At 66.8% G+C, this 16658-nt stretch carries 13 protein-coding genes and 1 tRNA gene; 10 read left to right on the forward strand and 4 right to left on the reverse strand.

Going from position 1 to position 16658, the window contains the following annotated elements; translation table 11 throughout:
• Positions 1 to 267 precede the first annotated feature (267 nt).
• The 3 genes from CPH63_RS09335 to CPH63_RS09345 all read left to right on the forward strand — a co-directional run bounded on the left by CPH63_RS09335 (position 268) and on the right by CPH63_RS09345 (position 5733).
• Positions 268 to 3042 (forward strand): EAL domain-containing protein, encoded by a 2775-nt coding sequence (locus CPH63_RS09335; protein ID WP_096302671.1) that lies wholly within the window; start codon positions 268 to 270, stop codon positions 3040 to 3042.
• A gap of 136 nt (positions 3043 to 3178) precedes the next feature.
• On the forward strand, positions 3179 to 5113 hold the full coding sequence (locus tag CPH63_RS09340; protein ID WP_096302672.1) for a bifunctional diguanylate cyclase/phosphodiesterase: 1935 nt from the start codon (positions 3179 to 3181) through the stop codon (positions 5111 to 5113).
• The gene (locus CPH63_RS09345; RefSeq protein ID WP_096302673.1) at positions 5110 to 5733 is read left to right on the forward strand and encodes a hypothetical protein; all 624 of its coding nucleotides are present in this window, start codon (positions 5110 to 5112) and stop codon (positions 5731 to 5733) included. The genes CPH63_RS09340 and CPH63_RS09345 overlap by 4 nt, the downstream gene beginning before the upstream one ends.
• Before the next feature lie 614 nt (positions 5734 to 6347).
• Here CPH63_RS09345 and CPH63_RS09350 read toward each other — a convergent pair.
• Positions 6348 to 6695, reverse strand: a complete 348-nt coding sequence (locus tag CPH63_RS09350; protein ID WP_096302675.1) for a hypothetical protein — start codon at positions 6693 to 6695, stop codon at positions 6348 to 6350.
• Positions 6696 to 6948: 253 nt separating this feature from the next.
• Positions 6949 to 7021 (reverse strand) — tRNA-Arg (locus CPH63_RS09355).
• A gap of 181 nt (positions 7022 to 7202) precedes the next feature.
• Here CPH63_RS09355 and CPH63_RS09360 point away from each other — a divergent pair.
• The 4 genes from CPH63_RS09360 (at position 7203) to CPH63_RS09375 (ending at position 12298) form a co-directional block, all read left to right on the forward strand.
• Positions 7203 to 8132 (forward strand): family 2A encapsulin nanocompartment shell protein, encoded by a 930-nt coding sequence (locus CPH63_RS09360; RefSeq protein WP_096302676.1) that lies wholly within the window; start codon positions 7203 to 7205, stop codon positions 8130 to 8132.
• A complete protein-coding gene (locus tag CPH63_RS09365; RefSeq protein WP_096302677.1) occupies positions 8104 to 10182 on the forward strand; it encodes a family 2A encapsulin nanocompartment cargo protein cysteine desulfurase in 2079 nt (692 codons plus the stop codon). Before CPH63_RS09360 ends, CPH63_RS09365 begins: the two co-directional genes overlap by 29 nt.
• Before the next feature lie 71 nt (positions 10183 to 10253).
• Positions 10254 to 10799 carry a GNAT family N-acetyltransferase gene (locus CPH63_RS09370; RefSeq protein ID WP_096302678.1) on the forward strand — a complete coding sequence of 182 codons (546 nt, stop codon included), beginning with the start codon at positions 10254 to 10256 and terminating at the stop codon, positions 10797 to 10799.
• A gap of 164 nt (positions 10800 to 10963) precedes the next feature.
• Entirely contained in the window at positions 10964 to 12298 is a 1335-nt protein-coding gene (locus tag CPH63_RS09375) for an HNH endonuclease signature motif containing protein (protein ID WP_096302679.1), read from the forward strand.
• Between the two features lie 15 nt (positions 12299 to 12313).
• On the opposite strand, the gene CPH63_RS09380 is transcribed toward CPH63_RS09375, so the two are convergent.
• Positions 12314 to 13363: a UDP-N-acetylmuramate dehydrogenase gene (locus tag CPH63_RS09380; protein WP_197704644.1), complete on the reverse strand. Its 1050-nt coding sequence runs from the start codon at positions 13361 to 13363 to the stop codon at positions 12314 to 12316.
• Positions 13364 to 13486: 123 nt separating this feature from the next.
• On the opposite strand from CPH63_RS09380, the gene CPH63_RS09385 reads away from it, so the two are divergent.
• The 3 genes from CPH63_RS09385 (at position 13487) to CPH63_RS09395 (ending at position 15534) form a co-directional block, all read left to right on the forward strand.
• Entirely contained in the window at positions 13487 to 14122 is a 636-nt protein-coding gene (locus CPH63_RS09385; protein ID WP_096302682.1) for a hemerythrin domain-containing protein, read from the forward strand.
• A 77-nt stretch (positions 14123 to 14199) separates the two neighbouring features.
• Positions 14200 to 14712 carry a hypothetical protein gene (locus tag CPH63_RS09390; protein WP_157749413.1) on the forward strand — a complete coding sequence of 171 codons (513 nt, stop codon included), beginning with the start codon at positions 14200 to 14202 and terminating at the stop codon, positions 14710 to 14712.
• Between the two features lie 48 nt (positions 14713 to 14760).
• Positions 14761 to 15534, forward strand: a complete 774-nt coding sequence (locus CPH63_RS09395; protein WP_157749414.1) for a hypothetical protein — start codon at positions 14761 to 14763, stop codon at positions 15532 to 15534.
• Positions 15535 to 15568: 34 nt separating this feature from the next.
• Here CPH63_RS09395 and CPH63_RS09400 read toward each other — a convergent pair whose 3' ends face one another.
• Positions 15569 to 16564, reverse strand: coding sequence for a hypothetical protein (locus CPH63_RS09400; RefSeq protein ID WP_096302686.1), 996 nt, complete (start codon positions 16562 to 16564; stop codon positions 15569 to 15571).
• Positions 16565 to 16658: the final 94 nt, after the last annotated feature.

The raw sequence follows: 16658 nt of genomic DNA on the forward strand, positions 1-16658 counted from the left end.
AGGGCTCGGCAGCTAGTCGGGGGCTGGGTTAGTGGGCTACCCAGACCACCAGCGCTATCGCCACGATCGCTGCGGCGCCCCACTTGAGACTCAGACCGGCCGCGAAGTTTCGGACTCGCGACGCTGGCCGATCCTGGTCACCTCGCTGGTTGAGCGGCTGGAATAGGGCTCGGCGCAGCCTCGCCGGTCACACCCCGCTGGCGGTACTTCGTGAGATTCCTCAGCGCCGGAGCTAAACACTTGCCCTGCGCGGACGATGACACGTCTGTGACCGGACTCTCCTTCGCCCGTACCAAGGACGGCGGCAGCCTGCGCGTTTGGTTGTTGTCCCTGGTGATGGTGCCCATTGTCGGAATCGGTGCCGCAGCCGCCTTGGAGATCACGTCGCACATCTCCACGGTGCGCTCAGATCAGAAGGTGGAGCGGATCGTCCAGGCCACGGTCGACATCAACCGGGTCCGGGCTGACCTTCAACTGGAGATGCTGCCGGCGCTGACCGGTTCGCTGGTCGCCAACCCGCAGTTGCGGACCGCGCTCGGGCTGACCCCGACGCAGACGCAGCAACTGGCGGCGACTATCGCCCAGGTCCCGAAGCTGCGTAAATCCACCGACGCCGCGCTCAGCACGCTGGCCGCGCGCACCGATCTCGATTCCCTCGGCACGCGCACGCAGGCCCAGGTCAAGCAACTGCGAGCCACGATCGACAGTGGGACCTACCCGCACACCGCCTTCGAGGCTGGCATCGAAGTCCTCGACACGCTCTCTGCCGCGCAGAACGATCAGACGGCCGCCGCCATCCGCATCGGGCTGGACCCGGCGTCGAACCGGGCGTTGATCGACCTGGCCATGGTCACCCGAGCCGTCCAGTTCGCCGGTGAGCAGACCCCGTTCTTCGTCGGCGCCCAGTTCCCGGGTGTGGTCTCTCCGGAGGCCACCGCGCAGACCCTCTGGGTGCAGGCCTGGGGCAGCTACCAGGCCTGGTCGTCGGCAATTCTGGAGCAGACCTCGGCCTCGACGCGCGCCGTGTGGAGCAAGGCGATCAACAGCCTGGTGGTGAAGTCGGTCGATGACATCTGGGACCAGACGACTGGGAAACCCACCTTCGTCGGGACGCTGCCCACGCTGAAGGTCGTGCTGAGCGATGCGCAGCGCAACTCCGCGCTCTCCGGTGCGCAGGACTACAGCGTCGCGCTGGTGCTGGATTCAGCCCGGGCCCAACAGACGGCGGCGACCAGGGCTCTGGCCATCATCGTCGGTCTCTGCCTGCTCGTCATCGCGGCCAGCCTCGCGGCCGCGCGCTGGGCGCAGCGGGCCCTTACCAAGCCGCTGGAGCGACTCGCCCGTCAGGCTACTGAAGTTAGCCAGGGCGAGCTCATCGACGTAGCCATCAGCGGCCCGCACGAGGTGCGGACGGTGGCCCGCGGCCTCTCGGAGTCGGTGAACAGCCTGCGCACCATTCAGGCCCAGGCCGCCGCGGTGGCCGCCGGCGACCTCGACAGCCGGGTGGTGGCGACGCCGGTGCCGGGTGCGCTCGGGGCTGTGGTGCATGCATCGGTGTCACGCATCGTCGGTGCGATCCGAGATCGCGAGAGCGCCCAGAACGCGCTGGCGCACCGGGCCGCGCATGATCCGCTGACCGAACTACCGAACCGTGGTGAGGCGCTGGCCCTGATCGAGGGTGCGCTGCACCGGGCCCAGCGCTCGGGCACCCAGACCGCGCTGATGTTCGTCGACCTGGACCACTTCAAGGCGGTGAACGACAAGCTCGGCCACGCCGCCGGCGATGCAGTGCTGCAGACGATGTCGCGCCGGATGAAGGCGCTCATGCGGGCCGGTGACACGGTGGCCCGTCTGGGTGGCGATGAGTTCGTCATCCTGCTCGAATCGGTCACCGATGAGGGCGGCTGCTATCGGCTGGCCGAGCGGATCGTCGCCGCGGCGGCCGAGCCCATCCCCGTCGGGCAGCGGGAGGCCCGCATCGGGGCCAGCGTCGGGGTCGCGATCTGCCGTGACGGAAACGTCGATGCCAGCCGTCTACTGCTGGAGGCCGACGCCGCCGTCTACCGCGCGAAGAGCAGCGGTCGGGGGCAGATCGCCGTCTTCGACGAGGATCTGCGCTCGGAACTGGCCGATCGAATCGGGCTGGAGCAGGCGCTGGTGAATGCCCTGCAGCGCGACGAGTTCGTGCTGCACTATCAGCCGCTGGTCGACTTGAACAACGCCTCGATCATCGGTGTCGAGGCACTCATCCGCTGGAACCGTCCGGGTGTTGGCCTGGTCGGACCGGACACCTTCATTCCCACCGCCGAGGGTTCGGCGCTCATCGACGACATCGGTCAGTGGGTGCTGGAGGCGGCGACGGCCCAGTTGGCTGAGTGGAGCTCGGCCAACCCGGCCTTGAACGAGCTGACGATGTCGGTGAACATCTCCGGGCGGCACCTGTGCAGTGCGCAGTTGCCCGAGGAGGTCGCGCACGTGCTGGCGACGTCGGGCGTTGCGGCCCGCCGGCTCATCATCGAGATCACCGAGACCGTCCTGGTTGACAGCCCGATCGCCAAACACAACATGAAACGCCTGCAGGAGTTGGGTGTTCTCATCGCTCTGGACGATTTCGGGACGGGGCACACCTCGATCGGACAGCTCCCGTCGCTTCCGGTGGACATCCTGAAGATCGACCGCAGCTTCGTCGCCTCCGACGAGCCGGGGAACCAGGACTTGCTGCACCTCATGGTGGCGGCCGCGCACGCCTTCGACCTGACGGTGGTGGCCGAGGGCATCGAGTACGAACACCAGGCCCACTCGCTGCGAGGCGCGCAGGTCGAGACCGGGCAGGGGTTCCTCTTCGCTCGGCCGTGCTCGCCGTCCGAGGTGATGGAGTACCTCTCCAGCAACCCCCCGCGCCCGGGGATCGGCGCTCGTACCCACTCGCCCCGTCATGCCGCTCGCCCGCTGCAGACGTTCCCGGCGACGGTGGTCGGTGACGTCTCGTCACTGGACTCGGCCGGCTCCGGACGGCATGGTCACTCGGCCAAGACCAGCTGACTTGGTTCTGCGACATGGAGCACCGATCGTTGAACGCTCAAGTTAACCGCCATCCGGCCGACTGGGTTTATATGCGTCGTTTCGTGATCGCCGGTATAGCCCCTGCTGTGGTTCGACCCGATGGATACGCCCGCTGATGACGCTGAAGGTCGTCGAGCCAACTGAGGTCAGCCCGGCTGTCGTACTGGAGCGTAAACGTCCTCTCGTGACGGCACTGAAGAACCGGCTCCGCTGGGTGATCGACTGGCTGCCCGAGGGGCGCACACTGCCCGACGACGTCTGGGCCCGTCGCAATCGCTGGATCAGCTGGTTCGCCCTGGCCCAGGCCTTCGGACTTGGTGTCTACGGCCTCATCCGTGGCATCAGCCCGACCACCTGCGGCATCGAGGTTCTGATCGTGGCCGTGCCGGCCGTGCTCGGGATGGGCTCGATGTTCAGCCGCCGGATGCGGACGAACACGGTGACCGTCAGTCTCATGTTCGCCTCCGCGACTCTGGTGGACCTCTCCGACGGTGTCACCGAGGCGCACTTTCACTTCTTCGTGATGCTCGGGGTGGTGTCTCTCTATCAGGACTGGGTGGCCTTCGGGATCTGCGTGCTTATCACCGTCTTCCACCATGCGGTGATGGGTGAGGTTGCACCGGCGTCGGTCTACGGCCGCTCGTCCGAGGCACAGGACCCCATCAAATGGGCCCTGATTCACGGCAGCTTCGTTCTTGCCGCGAGTGTCACGCACCTTATCGCCTGGAAGTCCAACGAGCAGCAGGAGCTGTCGGACCCGCTGACCCGACTCCCCAATCGCACCGCGTTTATCGAGGAATTGAGCCGCCGGCTGGCTGCTCCGGACCGAGTGGTGAGCGTGCTCTTCGTCGACCTGGACAACTTCAAGAGCCTCAATGACTCCGCCGGGCATCACGTGGGCGACCTTGCGCTGCGCCACGCCGCGTCCCGGATGTCGTCGGTCGTCTATGCGCCGGACATGGTGGCCCGGCTGGGTGGCGACGAGTTCGCCGTCCTCGTCCATGGCGATGCCGCAGTGGCGGCGCAGATCGGCGAGCGCATCGTCGCGCAGCTGCAGCCGGGCGTCCCGATCGAGGGGCGCGACATCTTCGTGAAGGCCAGCGTCGGGGTGGCCGACAGCGGTCTGGCCGGTTCGCGGGACTCGGCCGATCTGATGCGGGACGCCGACCTGGCCATGTATCTGGCCAAATCCTCGGGCAAGAATCAGGTCTTCACCTACACCGCCGGTCTGGACACGGTGGTGCGCGATCGAGCCTCCCTGGCGAGCGACATTCGTTCTGCCCTGGCCGACGGGCAGTTCGAGGTCTACTACCAACCGGTGATGCGCCGCGGGGCACCGCCGCAGTCGGGTCTCTACCTGGACGGGGTCGAGGCCCTGCTGCGCTGGCATCACCCCGAACGGGGCATGGTGCCACCGACCGACTTCGTCCCGCTGGCCGAAGAGACCGGCGAGATCGAGGCGATCGGTGCCTGGGTGCTGACCACCGCGGTGATGCAGATCATGCAGTGGCGCCGCGAGCTGCCCGGCTGCGAGGAGCTCACCGTCGCCGTCAACCTCTCACCGGTCCAGATGCGTAACCCGGAGCTGGTTTCGCTCGTCTCGGCGGCGCTGGCCGCATCAGGGCTGCCGGCCTGCTCGCTCACTCTCGAGGTGACCGAGGGAGTGCTGCTGCACGATCTGGACGCGGCCCGTCGCCAGCTCGACGGGGTTCGGGCGCTCGGCGTGCTCGTCGCCATCGACGACTTCGGGACGGGTTACTCATCGCTGGCCTACCTGGGTTCGCTGCCGGCCGATCAGCTGAAGATCGACCGCTCCTTCACCGCGAACCTGGCCGACGGGAGCGGGTCGGCGCTGGTGCGCGGGATCATCGACCTGGCCCGGGGAATGGAGTTGGACATCCTGGCCGAGGGGGTCGAGGTGCGCGAGCAGCAGGAGATCCTCCGTGAACTGGGATGCCCGGCCTCGCAGGGGTATCTCTACTCCCGACCGCTCTGCGGATCCGACTTCGCCGAGTTCGCCGACACCCGCCGCTGGGAGCGTGCCTCGTGAGTGAAGCGCAGTCACAGCTGCAGGTCCACAGCGGGCATCTGGCCATGCTGGCCGGGTGGCTGGTGATCTTTGCCGCCGTCTATGTGCGGGACAAGGTCCGGTCGCGCAACCGAGGTGCTGCACCGGCACCGTCGGTTCGGCTGCGCGTGAAGCTCCTCGGATACCCCGGAGCCGTCGCCGCCACGTCGGTGGTGGCCGGCGTGATCCACCTGCTGGTGATACGGGAGCACTTCGAGGAGGCCGCGCTCTACGGCTGGTTCTTCCTGGTGCTGACGCTGCTGCAGTTCGGCTACGCGGGCTGGGTGATCTGGCGCCCGACACGGGCGCTGCTGACGGCCGGTGGGCTGGCGTCGCTCGGCGTCGTGGTGCTCTGGCTGGCCACTCGCACGATCGCCATCCCGCTCGGTCCCGCCGCCGGTGAGAAGGAAGCTTTCGGGACGTTGGACGTTCTCTGCTCGGTGACCGAGCTGCTGACCGTGATCCTCTGCGCCCTGGCCGTGCGGGCGTTGGATGGCCGAACTTCGGTGCGCTCAGCCTTAATGCCCTCAGCCTCGGTGCCCTCAGCAGGATTCGAACCTGCGACGCCCGCCTTAGGAGACGGTCGCTCGAAGTGCCTCTAGCCCATAGATGTAGGTGTTCAAGCACTCGGGAGGACCCGCATGTCAATCCTGTTTGTATCCCACCTTCGTCCGGGACGCAGCGACAATCCTGGCATCAAGCTTGCTACCGACTCATCCAGCCGGGACGGAAGAAACAGTCGTCCGTAGGTCGGGGGTGAGGGTCGCGGAGTGGTGGCCGAGCATCTCTTGCACTACCTTCACATCTGCCCGGCAGCGATGCCGGCCTGTGGCGTAGGTCGGGTGGTGTGAGCCCATCGTCGCCGAACTTTCTGCCGGCATTCTGGAGCCAGACGGAAGTGGCCGTATGGCACCGCGGGCCCTGTCCAAACGCGACCGGTGGGACCGCCGGATCATGTACTGCTCGGTCGCCGGCGTGATCACGCTCGTCGGCATTCGGGTATCAGCAGGTCGCGACCGCTGGACGCGCCGCGTGCACCGACGCGACCAGTGCGGAACGGGACACATCGAACCGGGCGGATCGGGTCCCTCACGAGAAGATGCTTCGCCGCGCCGATCGGTGTGATTACCACGCAGATGCACGCGGCGAAGGTTTCGGAGCGCGAGCAGCTGAAGACTGACGATGATGCCCGGGCGAAGCACCCGATCGGGCGCTGCTAAAGCTCCGCGATGATCGCTGCCCGCTGAGCGGTGTGCTCTTCCGCGGTGATGATGCCTTGGGCGTGGAGCCGGTCGATGTTGTTGAGCCGGTCCCGGATCTGCCACGACGCGTTGCCGGGCGCGGGCTGGGTGGGTGCGGCCGGTGGAGCGGCATAGGTCGGCCGGACGACGGACGCGTCGGCGGCGCGCTCCTGCATGAGTCGGGTTTGCGCCTCGAGCTCCTTGCGCGACTTCTTCGCTTCGTTCTTCGCCGTGCGGGTGTAGGCCGCGGTGCGCTCTTTGTCGGATCGGAAGTCGACCATGCCGGCCGTCATCATGCTGCTGATCTTGCGGGTCAGACCCATGTTTCCCCCTCGTGTGGTCGACGGAAAATTAGCATCCGGCGCGGGTGCGCGGAACGCTCTGAGACTCGGCGCTCATCCCGTGGATATCCGGTGGCTCAAAACGACACGCGGCATAGTGGGACATTCCGGGCGCTCATCCCGTCGAATCCCGTTGTGTGACTGTGACAGTTCAGCATGATTCGACGTAGTTCGACTATGCCGATTCGGCAATGATTTACAGGCGAAACAGTCTGCAGGCCAGGGAATTCGGCCGTGCCCTCAGCAGGATTCGAACCTGCGACGCCCGCCTTAGGAGTGCGGCGCTCTATCCCCTGAGCTATGAGGGCGGGGGCACGACCGGACGCGGTTGGCGGCGTTGCCGTGCTGCCCGATCGTAGTCGATGCGATGGCGATCTTGGATGCCGAGCGCGGCGCGCATGGTGATGGGTGGAGGTCTCTTATGCCCGTCAGGGGTAGGCAGTAGGCTGCTCGAAAGTCGTCTCACGCCTCGTCAGGGAGTTCCGACATATGACTCAGCCCCCACCGCCCAGCGCACTGGGTGATGCCGCCGCCAGGCAGCTTGCGAACGCCACCAAGAGCGTGCCGCAGATGTCCACCATCACGCCGCGCTGGCTCGTGCATCTGCTCAGCTGGCTCCCGGTCGAGGCCGGCATCTACCGGCTGAACCAGGTGAAGCGGCCGGAGGACGTCGACGTGGCCTGCCTGCCCCGCGACGAGTCCGAAGTTCCGCAGACCTACGTCGACTACGACGAGAACGCCAAGGAGTACTTCCTCAACGCGGTCTCCACGATTCTGGACGTGCACACCCGGGTGTCGGACCTCTACTCCAGCCCGTACGACCAGATCAAGGAGCAGCTGCGCCTCACCATCGAGACGGTGAAGGAGCGGCAGGAGGGCGAGCTGATCAACAACCCGGGATACGGGCTGCTGGCCAGTGTCGCGCCGTCCCAGCGGATAACCACGCTGACCGGCCCGCCCACCCCGGACGACCTGGACGTTCTCATCTCGAAGGTCTGGAAGGAGCCCGCATTCTTCCTGGCCCACCCGGAGGCGGTAGCCGCCTTCGGCCGAGAGTGCACCCGGCGGGGCGTGCCGCCACCGACGATCAGCATGTTCGGCTCGCAGTTCCTCACCTGGCGCGGGTTGCCCATCGTCCCGTCGGACAAGGTTCCCGTGGAGAACGGCAAGACGAAGATCCTGCTACTGCGCGTGGGGGAGAAGCGTCAGGGCGTCGTCGGGCTCTTCCAGCCCGGCCTGGCCGGCGAGCAGAGCCCCGGCCTGTCGGTCCGATTCATGGGCATCAACCGAAACGCCATCGCCTCGTACCTCATCTCGCTGTACTGCTCGCTCGCGGTGCTGACCGACGATGCGCTGGCCGTGCTCGATGACGTCGACGTGACGAAGTTCCATGACTACGCCCCCAAGTACCGCAAGTAGTCCGGTGCCTGACGGTCGGCCGGAGGGTGCGCCGGATGGTCTGCCCACCGGCCCGTCCGACCCGTCCGGCCCGTCAGGCCCGTCAGGGCTGCCCGATCTAGCGACGCTGGCGCGAATGGCCAATGAGCTCTTCGCGACCCCGCCCGGCGGTGGGGCACCGAGCCCATCCACCCTGCCGGCGGTGTCGGGCCAACCCTCCGGTCACTCATCGGCGTCATCCTCTGGTGTCGCGGGCGTCATTCCCGGCGATCTTCGCGGTTTGGGACCACAGGTCGGCCCCGGCGATTTCGGCTCGGCGCCCCAGTTCTCGCCGCCGCAGGGCACCTACCCGGGTGGCGGTTCGTCCGCCGGCTCAACCCCGTCGCCGGCGGCCAGTCCATCGATCGCGGACCTGCCCTCGTCGCTGGACGATTCACCGATGGGTCCGGCGGCGGTCGCCCCGACCTCCGGTCTCTCGGTCCCGCCGTTGACCGGTGTGCTGCCGGTCGTCGGTTCGATTCCACCGGTTGCGCGCCCGGTGCTAAACCAGGGCAGCGACTACTACTTCCTGGCCGAGGCACCTCCTCGGCCCTCCTTCGGCGTGCCGAACGAGAGTGAGCTGCGCAGCCTGCTCGCCGCCAGTGAGGCACCCCCCGCTGTCACGCCGTCGGGGGGATTGCCGCGTGACGCATCGCTGTCAGCCACCCGACCGCCGGCCGGGGGCGCGGCGACGCCAGCCGGAACCGGCATCGATGCCGCTCCTTCATCGGACCTGGCGCACTACTTCCTGCCGACGCCCGGACTCAAGCCCGCGCCCGGCCTCGCCCCGGATCCGCACCCGGCGTTTGACCTGCACGCGGTGCGGCGCGACTTCCCGATCCTCTCCGAGCGCGTCAACGGCAAGCAATTGGTCTGGTTCGACAACGCGGCCACCACGCACAAGCCGAGAGCCGTGATCGATCGCCTCGCCTACTTCTACGAGCACGAGAACTCGAACATCCATCGGGCGGCGCACGAGCTGGCGGCCCGGGCCACCGACGCCTACGAGTCGGCCCGCTCGACCGTAGCTCGCTTCATCGGCGCTGGCTCCGCCGAGGAGATCGTCTTCGTCCGGGGAACCACCGAGGCGATCAACCTGGTCGCCCAAACCTGGGGCCGGAAGAACCTCGGTGAGGGCGACGAGATCATCATCTCGCACCTTGAGCATCACGCGAACATCGTCCCCTGGCAGCTGCTGGCCGCGGAAAAAGGCTTTAAAATCAAGGTAATTCCGGTTGACGATGATGGTCAGCTGCTGCTCGGCGATTACCAGCGGCTACTCAACGAGCGGACCAAACTGGTCTCGGTCACTCAGGTGTCCAATGCCCTTGGCACGGTCACTCCCACCAAGGAGATCGTCGACCTCGCCCACCGCGCTGGTGCGCTGGTACTCGTCGACGGCGCCCAGTCCATCTCCCACATGCGCACCGACGTACAGCGATTAGACGCTGATTTCTTCGTATTCTCCGGGCACAAGATCTATGGACCGACCGGAATCGGCGTGCTTTACGGCAAGTCCGAGGTCCTCGAAGATATGCCGCCGTATCAGGGGGGCGGGAACATGATCGCCGACGTCACCCTGGAGCGCTCGGTATTTCAGCCGCCGCCTGGACGGTTCGAAGCGGGCACCGGCAACATCGCCGACGCCGTCGGACTCGGCGCCGCGCTGGACTATCTGAGCCGCCTCGGCATCGAAAATGTCGCGGCCTACGAACACGATCTGCTGACCTACGCCACCGGGCGGATGAAGGAGGTCGCCGGTCTGCACCTGATCGGCACGGCCAAGGAGAAGGCCAGCGTGCTCTCCTTCGTCCTCGACGGGTACAGCACGGTCGAGGTCGGAGACGCGCTGAGCAAGGAGGGGATTGCCGTGCGGTCCGGGCACCACTGCGCGCAGCCGATCCTGCGCCGCTTCGGCTTGGAGGCGACCGTGCGACCGTCGCTGGCGCTGTACAACACCTGCGCTGAGGTGGATCTGATGATCGATGTGCTGCATCGACTCGCCGGTGATCAGGGACGCGGACGCCGCTAGATCGCCGCGCCGCCGACCGCTGAACCGGTGCCGGCTCTGTCGAGCTGGCCGGCGTGCGAAATGATGTTGTGATGCAGATTCGCCGGGCGGTCGTCGCGGATGCCCTGGGCATCGCCGAACTGCACGTGAAGTCCTGGCAGGTCGGCTATTTGGGACTGATTCCGCAAACCTATCTGGACGGGTTGGAGCCGCAGCAGCGATTGCTGCGCTGGCAGACCTCGACCGAAGAGGCCTCCTGGCCGGACCGCGGCGTCCTGGTCGCCGAGGATGATGGCGGCGTCATCGTCGGGTTCGCCAACCTCTGCCCGACGCGCGACCCCGATGCGCGTGCGGATACCGGTGTCGGTGTCGGTGCCGGTTCGATCGGTGAGATCACCTCCTTCTACGTGCTCCCCAGTACCTGGCGCCAGGGGATCGGACGGCGGCTGATGACGGCCAGCGTCGAGATGCTCGCCTACGCCGGGTACGCCGAGGCGACTCTATGGGTGACCGAGGGGAATGACCGGGCCATCGATTTCTACTCGGCCCTCGGATGGGTACCCGATGGCGCGGTGAAGGACGACGTGGTGGCTGGGGCGGCGATACGGGATCTGCGATACCGGCATGCACTGCGCTGACTGTGGATAGTCGACACTGACTGTGGATAGTCAACCAAAACTGTCGTAGCCATCCTGTAGGTTCGCGACGAGGCAAGCTGTCGCGCTCGAGATGTTGGTGAATTGCCTTAGTTTTATTGACGATTCTATTTGCTATCGCCTGTCTGTTCGAGTAGTCTGAGGGAATGGTTGAGGGGCCAGGAGCAGACGCGTCGGCACGGGTTGCCGGTCTCCTGCGTGCACTGGCGGTGGCCATGGACGAGGTGTTCCAGGCGCACTTGGAGTCGTTCGCTTCGGCTGAGTTGCTGGAGTTGGTACAGGGCTGGGAGGCACATTCCCGCCGGGCGGTCACGGTGGATCAGCTGCTCCTATCGACCCTGATGTCGCGTGGGGTGGCCGGAGAATACGGCTTCTCATCCCCTCAAGCTTTGCTGGCTGATCTGCTGCGGATCGACCCGCGGGAGGCCAAGGACCGGGTCCGGGCGGCCGAGGATCTTGGTCCACGGAGAGGACTGACCGGAGAAGAGTTGGAGCCGGTCTTCCCGCTGGTCGCCGCGGAGCAGAAGGCGGGCGTGATATCGGCGGCCCATGCGAAAGTGATCGTCTCCACGCTAGACCGCTTGCGCCCGGACTTGGACTTCGAGCACGGAGCACGCGTCCAGGGCGAGCTGGTCGAGCAGGCTCGGTGGTTCAATCCGCGGGACTTGGCAAAGGTCGCGATGCGGATAGTTGCGCATCTGGACCCCGATGGAGCTGAACCCAGAGACGCCCAGCATCAGCGAGAGCGGTCGTTCACGCTCGGCAAGCGCTGCGATGGGATGTTCATCCCGACTGGGGCCTTGACGCCGGCCTGCGGAGCGTTGCTGGAGGCGGTCCTCGACTCGTTGTCCGCCCCAGCGCCTGCCGCCGACGGCCCCGGCGGTGTCCTGGAGCCGGATCGTCGTACCCCGGGGCAGCGTCGTCACGACGCGATCGAGGACGCCTCGCGGCGGTTATTGGCTGATGGAGGCTTACCGAGCAGTGGCGGGGTGGCGACGACGTTGCTGATCACGATGACTGAAGAGCAGTTCCGCACCCAGCAGGGTTATGCCACCACCACCCACAACGACCTGATCTCGATTCCGGAGGCCATGCGGCTGGCCGGGGAAGCCGAGGTCGTGTCGGTGGTGCTGAACGCTGAGGGTGGCGTTATCAGCCATGGACGGGAGCGCCGTCTAGCTTCACCCGGCCAACGGCTGGCGTTGTACGCGCGGGACCGCGGCTGCTGTTTCCCCGGATGCGAAATGCCAGTGCAGTGGACTCAGGTTCACCACCAGAAACCGTGGCAGTACGGCGGAGAGACCTCAATCCAGACAATGGCATTGCTCTGTGGGCACCACCATCGCACCTTCGAAGAACGGGGCTGGACGCTGCACATCGTCGACGGAGTGCCTTGGTGGACTCCGCCGAAGCATGTCGATCCGACCCAGAAACCAAGGCGAAACCGACAGCACCACCCTGCGACCATGGCACCGGTCTGAGATGAGAGGGGCGGATCAGCTGTGAATTACGGGCGATTCCGGAGCGCTCACGCCGAGCGCGCAGTTCACCAGGCGGCACTCCGGGGTGAGCCGGATGCCGAAGCGCTCCTCGACTCCGTCGCGGATATGTCCGGCGAATCCCATCACCTCGGAGGTGGTGGCGTCCCCACGATTGGTGATGACGAGCGCGTGCTTGGTCGAGAGCCGGACGCTGCCCCGACCCCACTCGGCGCCGTAGCCGGGGGCGAAACCGGCCCGCTCGATGAGCCAGCCGGCGGGCACCTTCGTCCCCTTCGGGTCCGGGAAACGCGGACTGCCGTCGGCCTGTGGGGGCACCTCCTGCAGTACCGGATTGAGGAAGAACGATCCGACGCCCCAGGTGTCGCTGTCGGCCGGGTCATAGATGGACCCGCGACGGCGCCGCTGCGACAGCACCACCTCGCGGACGTCGACCGGATCGGCGGTGCCGCCGACCTCGATGTCGAGCCGGCGCGCCACCTCGGCGAAGGTCATCGGTGCCGACTGCCGACTTCGGCGCAGTTCATAGGTGACACGCAGCAGCACAAAGCGATCGGTGTTCTTGAACGTCGACTGCCGGTGGCTGCCGAAGCCGCAGCGTTCGCTACCCCACTGGCTGATTTCGCCGCTGTCCCGATCGAGCAGCGTGACCGAGGTCAGCACGTCCGAAGTATGGGCTCCGAACGCTCCGACGTTCTGCACCGGCGTGCCCCCGACCGAGCCGGGGATGCCCGAGAGCGCTTCCAGTCCGGAGAGTCCATCGGCGACCGTCAATGCCACCAGTTCGTCCCAGTTGACTCCGGCATCCGCGCTCACCGTTGTCCCCGAAATGTCGATACCGCTGGTCGCGATCTTCACGGTGAGGCCGTCCCAGCCGGCGTCGCCGACAACCAGATTCGAGCCGCCGCCCATCACCAGCAGGGGCACTGCGTCAGTATCGGCCCGGCGCACCAACTCGACCAGCTGCGCGGTCTCCGTGGCCATTGCGAAGTCGCGGCTCGCGCCACCTACCCGCATCGTCGTGAGTTCAGCAAAGGTCGGCGCCACAGGGAACCACGGTACCTGGGTGGCCGTCGCCCTCGGCTCGCTGCCCGGTTGCCCGGCCGGTTCGGCGGGCCGCCGACTGGCTCGGTCGCCGACTCGGTGGGGCGCCTCTGGCAGGATGGAGACATGACGCATTCGGATGGTCAGACGATCCTCGACGTGCTCGCCGGTGACTCACGCAGCATCACCGCGCTGGCCAGCAAACTAGCCGCTACGACCGACCCGTTCGACGAGAACGTGGAGACGGTCCAGCTGGTGCGCGAGATCGTGCAGACCCACGTGGCGGCCGAGCAGTACCTCCACCCGCTCATCCGCAAGGCGCTGCCTGACGGCGAGTCGCTGGCCCATCAGCAGTTCGCCGAGCACCGCTCCATGGAAGAGGTGCTGCGCAACCTCGAGGACGTCGACCCCAACACCGACCGGTTCAAGACGCTGCTGGCCGAGGTCCGCGACAAATGGAGCGCGAACGCTGACTATCTCGAGCGGGAGATCTTCCCGGTGCTGCACGAGAAGGCCGACTGGGCCGAGCTCATCGAACTGGCCGACTCCGCCGTCGGGGCGGAGAATCTGGGCCCGACGCGGCCGCGCTCGGTGGCCGTCGAGCAGCACGCGACCAGCGTTCTGCTCAGCCTCTCCCAGGGCTACATCGATCGCACCATCGACGCCTACACCCACCGTGGTCACGCCGGCACCGACGAGATCGAGGCCCGGCTGAGGGCCGGTCGCTACGACGACACTGAGCCGGCCGGCACCGAAGGCTGAGACGCCAGTCGGGGGAGCGCAGCGCCACACCGGAGGGACGTTCCGCTGGGGTCTTACTTGCCAGTAGGCTCTGGCGAATGGGTGTGTACCGAATTCGCTGGTCCTATGCGATAGGCACCTCTCTGACCGCCCCGGTGATCGTGGGGCTCGTCATCGTGCTCGTACTCCGCCCGTTCGTGCTCGGCTTCACCGTCGCGGTGATTCTGGGCGCGGTTAACGCCGGCATCACCGTGCGGCGGATGCGTCGCCGCTGGATGTCGGTCGACGAGGTGGGAATCCAGGTACAGCGTGACAAATACGGACTGAAGGTCCCGTGGGACGCGATCCAGAGTGTGCGTCGCCGGCGCCTGCAGGGCTTCCTTCAAGTGGACGAGTTCGTCCTCTCGCACAGTGAGATCGTGCCCCGCGACAGCCACGGTCACGACGTGGCGCCGCCGAAGAACCTCGGAGAGAACCCCGAGTCAACCGAGCGGATTCAGGTCAGCGTCTATGACAAGAACTGGCGCCACGGGGTCATCGGGGAGACGCTGCGCTCGCGCGGTGTGCCGCTCGGAGCCGCAGCCGCCGCACCTCATCACGAGAGTCACTGAACCAGCGATAGAGTCGCCGCTGGAACGCCGCTGGAACAGGAGGATCGCATGCCGTCATCGCGTCACGCCACCCGCAGCGGCCCACTGACCACGTCTGTGGCGCTACTAGTGGCACTGATGATCACGCTGACGGGCTGCTCGAGTAAGGGCACGGCTACCGCGGTGGCCACCACTAGCAACCCCGGCCTCGCGGCAACTCCTACCGCGAGCACGGCGGCAACCAGCCCGGCCAACTCCGCTACCACCTCCGCCGCCACCACCTCCGCGGCCAGCGGTTCGGCCGCGACGAGTTCCCCCGCATCGACCCACCCGGTCAAGGCCGTCCGCACGCTGACCGTCGCCGGAGCATCGGGGCGGAAGTATCCGATCACGATCTGGGGCGAGGACAAGATCTCGACCTGTCACGATCACGCCTACGGTGCGCCGATGATCGCGTTCCTGATCAGTCACCCCTGCGGCGGTGCGAACCGGCTGCTCTTCACCACGAAGGTAAATGGAGCGGGGCGCACCATCGCCGTCTCGCTCATTGAGACGTCGTTCGCCGGCTCGTCTCCCGATAAGCCGTACGACAACGCAAACGCCTTCCAGACCCTGGTCAGCAAGGACGGAACCGGGAACATCAACGACTTGCTGCGGGAGGGCTACCGGCTGCCGGACGGGACGTCCCGGATACCCACCCCCGACGCCTTCACGGCGCTGGGTCAGGACGCCGGCGTCTGGGTCTACGACCTCTGGTACACGACCGGGCGGACGCCGAACAACGCGCCGGAACTGATCCTGCTCGCCCAGGATCTCTTCCTGCAGCCCATCAGCACCGGCTGATCGGCCGAGCGCCCTCGGCGGCCACGGAGCTGGATCAGGTATGCGTACAGGCGATCTGCAGCGTGCCGCCGTTGATCCCGAGATAGGTCAGCGCCAGGTTCTCCGAGCCGTCCGCATTGGTCAGGGTCCGGAGAATCTTTGTGTTTATCAGCGAGTCGCTCCACCCCGCCGCCTCTAGTTGAGCCACGTAGCCGTCGACCTGGTCCTGCGTGACGCCGGTGTAGGTCGCGGTGGTGAGTGAGGCGCCGCCGAGGGTACGGGTCTGGACGCCGGAAGAATGGCCGAAGGTCGGTAACGGTAGGTCGGCCGGGGCGCCGCCGTTGGTCGCCGGGGGGAGCGACGGCACGAGGCCGGACGGGAGCGAGCCCGACGGGAGCGAGCCCGACGGGAGTGAACCTGATGGCAGGCTGCCTGAGGGGAGTGATCCGGACGGGAACGAGCCGTTCAGTCCGGGGATGTTGAGTGGGCTGGAGTTGCCGGCGTCCGTGGAGTGCGACTTGTGGCGCAGCGCGGCGGTGAGGCCGACCCCGCCGATAACCAACAGGAGCGCCGCGACCAGGCCAAGAACCAGACCCGTCCGCCGACGGCCGCTACCCGTTGGGCCGCTACCGCCTGCTGGCGGCTGCCCCGGAATGCCATATCCGGGCTGAGGATTGGCGTCGGGCTGCTGGTAACCGCCGCCGCCACCCGCCGGCCCCTGGTACTGCGGCAGCGTCTCGGTGGGGGCGTAGACCGGCGGCAGGTACTGGGTGTCGGAGTGCCGTCCGCCCGGATTCGGGTTGGCATAGGGATCGGCATGGGGATCGCCGTACGGATCGCTGTAAGGGTCCTGCTGGTAGCCGTTGGGCGGATACAGCGGCTGGGTGTACTGGCCGGATTCCCCAAATTGGGCTGGCTGGCCGTACGGCGTCGGCTGAACGACCTGGGGTGGCTGGCCGTACGGCGCCGGCTGGCCGTATGGCTGATACGGCAGCTGCGTCGTCACGTCGTTCGGGTCGTGCGGCTGCCAGTCACCCTGCTCGTCTGTCATCCTGCCTCGTTCGCTCTGGTGGCTCGCACCGTACACGGCCTAGCTGGGTACGGCGGTTGGGAACAGCTGCTGGGAACACCGGCTGGGTGCGCCG

The sequence above is a fragment of the Jatrophihabitans sp. GAS493 genome, from assembly GCF_900230215.1.
Classification (GTDB): Bacteria; Actinomycetota; Actinomycetes; order Mycobacteriales; family Jatrophihabitantaceae; genus MT45.